3 protein-coding genes and 1 pseudogene are annotated in these 2454 nt (G+C 73.7%); 3 read left to right on the top strand and 1 reads right to left on the bottom strand.

Annotated features, from left to right (window positions below; translation table 11 throughout):
* Positions 1–479, top strand: a 479-nt coding sequence (locus tag EEJ42_RS32260; protein WP_148082098.1) for a class I SAM-dependent methyltransferase, incomplete at its 5' end; no start/stop codon positions are given.
* On the opposite strand, the gene EEJ42_RS32265 is transcribed toward EEJ42_RS32260, so the two are convergent.
* On the bottom strand, positions 470–1312 hold the full coding sequence (locus tag EEJ42_RS32265; RefSeq protein ID WP_123105459.1) for an alpha/beta hydrolase: 843 nt from the start codon (positions 1310–1312) through the stop codon (positions 470–472). The two genes, EEJ42_RS32260 and EEJ42_RS32265, sit on opposite strands and share 10 nt — an antisense overlap.
* A gap of 113 nt (positions 1313–1425) precedes the next feature.
* On the opposite strand from EEJ42_RS32265, the gene EEJ42_RS32270 reads away from it, so the two are divergent.
* Positions 1426–1962 carry a PadR family transcriptional regulator gene (locus EEJ42_RS32270; RefSeq protein ID WP_123105461.1) on the top strand — a complete coding sequence of 179 codons (537 nt, stop codon included), beginning with the start codon at positions 1426–1428 and terminating at the stop codon, positions 1960–1962.
* 84 nt (positions 1963–2046) lie between these two features.
* A pseudogene (locus tag EEJ42_RS32275) lies at positions 2047–2454 on the top strand (hypothetical protein); the annotation flags it as partial.

Here is a 2454-nt window from a genome sequence, read left to right on the forward strand (position 1 = left end):
CCGGGGACGCGGTGCTCGACGCGGGCTGCGGCACCGGCCGCGCCCTGCCCGCGCTGCGCGCCGCGGTCGGCGCCCGCGGGACCGTGCTGGGCTTCGACCTCACGCCCGCCATGCTGGCGGCGGCCCGACAAGCCGGTCGGGACCGGGACGGGACGCTCGCCCTCGCCGATGTCGCCCGGCTGCCGCTGCGCGACGGCTGTCTCGACGCGGTCTTCGCCGCCGGGCTGATCTCGCATCTCACCGATCCCCGGTCCGGGCTGTGCGAGCTGGCCCGGGTGGTGCGCCCCGGCGGGTCGTTCGCGCTGTTCCACCCGGTGGGGCGCGCCGCCCTCGCCGCCCGCCACGGTCGAGCGCTCACCCCCGACGATCTGCGGGCCGAGCCCAACCTGCGGCCGCTGCTGGCCCGTTGCGGCTGGCGGCTGGACTCGTACACGGACGAGGACACCCGCTTCCTGGCCCTCGCAGTCCGTCAGGGCTGACGGAGGGCCGAGCCGCACCGATCGCCCGGCGCCGTGTTCGTCGCGTTCGTCGCGTTCGTCGCGTTCGTCGCGTTCGTCGCGATCGCCGCGGCGAACGCCGACGGGTCGTCGAACATCATGTTGTGCCCCGAGTCGGGAACGGTCGTCACCACCACTCCCGCGGCCACCAGTTCATCGCGCCCGGTGAGGGCATCGCCGTGCCCGCCGACGAGGTAGGTGCGCGGGATGTCCAGCCCGATCAGCATCCGGCGCATGGTCGGCTCCGTGCCGCGTACCAGCCCGCATGCGCTGCGGTGCAGGGCCGTCGGATCCGTGAGCCGCATCGTGGCCCGCCACACCGGCCCCACCCGCTCCAGGGTTTCCGCGAAGCCACCGCCGTTCACGAACGCGTCCTCCGTGTACGCACTGATCCCGCTGCTGCCCGCGGTGCGCGGCGGTGCGGGATCGAGGTTGGCCTCGGTGAGCACCAGGCGGGAGACCAGGTCGGGGCGGCGTACCGCGAGCACGATGGCGACCGCCCCGCCCATGCTGTGCCCGACGATCTCAGCGTTCCGCGCCCCGGCCGCATCGAGGGCGGACGCGAGCGCGTCGGCGTGGTCCTCCAAGGTGTACGCGAAGTCGGCGGGGCGATCGCTGATGCCGTGACCGGGCAGGTCGACGAAGAGCGAACGCCGCCCGGTTAGGGCCGGATCGGCGGCGATGTGCGCGTGATAGACGGCCGAGACCGCGCCGAGGCCGTGCACGTAGACCCGGGGCGCGCCGCCCTCACCGTCTCCACCGGCCTCGGTCCAGCGGATCCGGGCCCCCTCCGGGCCGAATGGGGCTTCGTGCATGGCCTTCCCTCCCGTCGCTCGATGCTTCTGAAGCTTCTGAGTGCTCTCGGACAATACATCGTCGCGGAGGTATTGCGCCTTCGAGGTACAGCGGAGTGCGTCACAATGCGGGCATGCTCGAACTCGCCATCCTCGGCTTCCTCCATGACGCGCCGCTGCACGGATACGAGCTGCGCAAGCGCATCACCGCGCTGACCGGGCACGTCAAACCGGTGGCCGAGAGCACGCTCTACCCGGCCATCAAGCGGCTGGAAAGGGCGGGGCTGCTGGCCCGCGAGACCCGGCCCGGCGCGGGGGCGGCACCCCGGCACGTCCTGACCCTGACCGCCGACGGGCGCGCCGAGCTGCGCCGCCGTCTCGCGGATCCGGCCGAGGTCGACATCACGGACGAGAATCGCTGGTTCACCCTGCTGTCGTTCCTGCGGCATCTGGACGACCCGGCACGGCAGGCGGCCGTACTCGAACGCCGCCTGGCCTTCCTGCGACACCCCTCCAGCTTCTTCTACGAGGGCGACCGGCCGCTGCGGGCGGAGGAGGTGGAGGATCCCTTCCGGCGGGGCGTCCTCACCATCGCGCGCGCCACCAGCCAGGCCGAACTGTCCTGGCTGCGGCGCACCCTGGACGCGCTGCGCGCCGGGGACGAGAGCTGACGGCGTCCGCGGTCCGGAGTCTCGACGCCGCGCCTACCGGCTGGTTAGGGTGCGCCGGACGAAGAACAGCAAGAGGAGGCCGCCGTGTCCGCCACGGAGGAGTCGGGCGAGGAAGCCCTGTATGTGCTGACCGCCGTGCTGCTGACGCCCGCACAGTTCCCGAGCGTGCTCGGCGACGACTACCCCGAGGTGTGCGCCGCGCTCGGGCTGGAGCCGTACGAGCCGGGCTACGGCCTGGTGCTGGGGCAGGACGGCAAGGGCGCCCGCTGGACGGTGGTCACCGACGACGTGTCGCTCGTGGCGTGCGCCATCGCGACATGGGACTGCGGCATGGAGTACGCGCTGTCGCTCGACGACCGGACCGTGGTCGCCTCCCTGCCCGGCTGGCCGCTCGCGGTGGCGGTGGCCGCCCCGGGCGTACCGGCACCGCACGACCCCGCCCCCGACGCCCGGCCCGGGGGTGCGGCCCGGCAGCCGCTCGCACCGCCGGAC

The sequence above is a fragment of the Streptomyces botrytidirepellens genome (assembly GCF_003721215.1).
GTDB lineage: Bacteria > Actinomycetota > Actinomycetes > Streptomycetales > Streptomycetaceae > Streptomyces > Streptomyces himastatinicus.

Coding starts and splice junctions, on each gene's coding strand:
- EEJ42_RS32265 (WP_123105459.1), bottom strand. CDS start 1,312: ATGCACGAAGCCCCATTCGGCCCGGAGGGGGCCCGGATCCGCTGGACC.
- EEJ42_RS32270 (WP_123105461.1), top strand. CDS start 1,426: ATGCTCGAACTCGCCATCCTCGGCTTCCTCCATGACGCGCCGCTGCAC.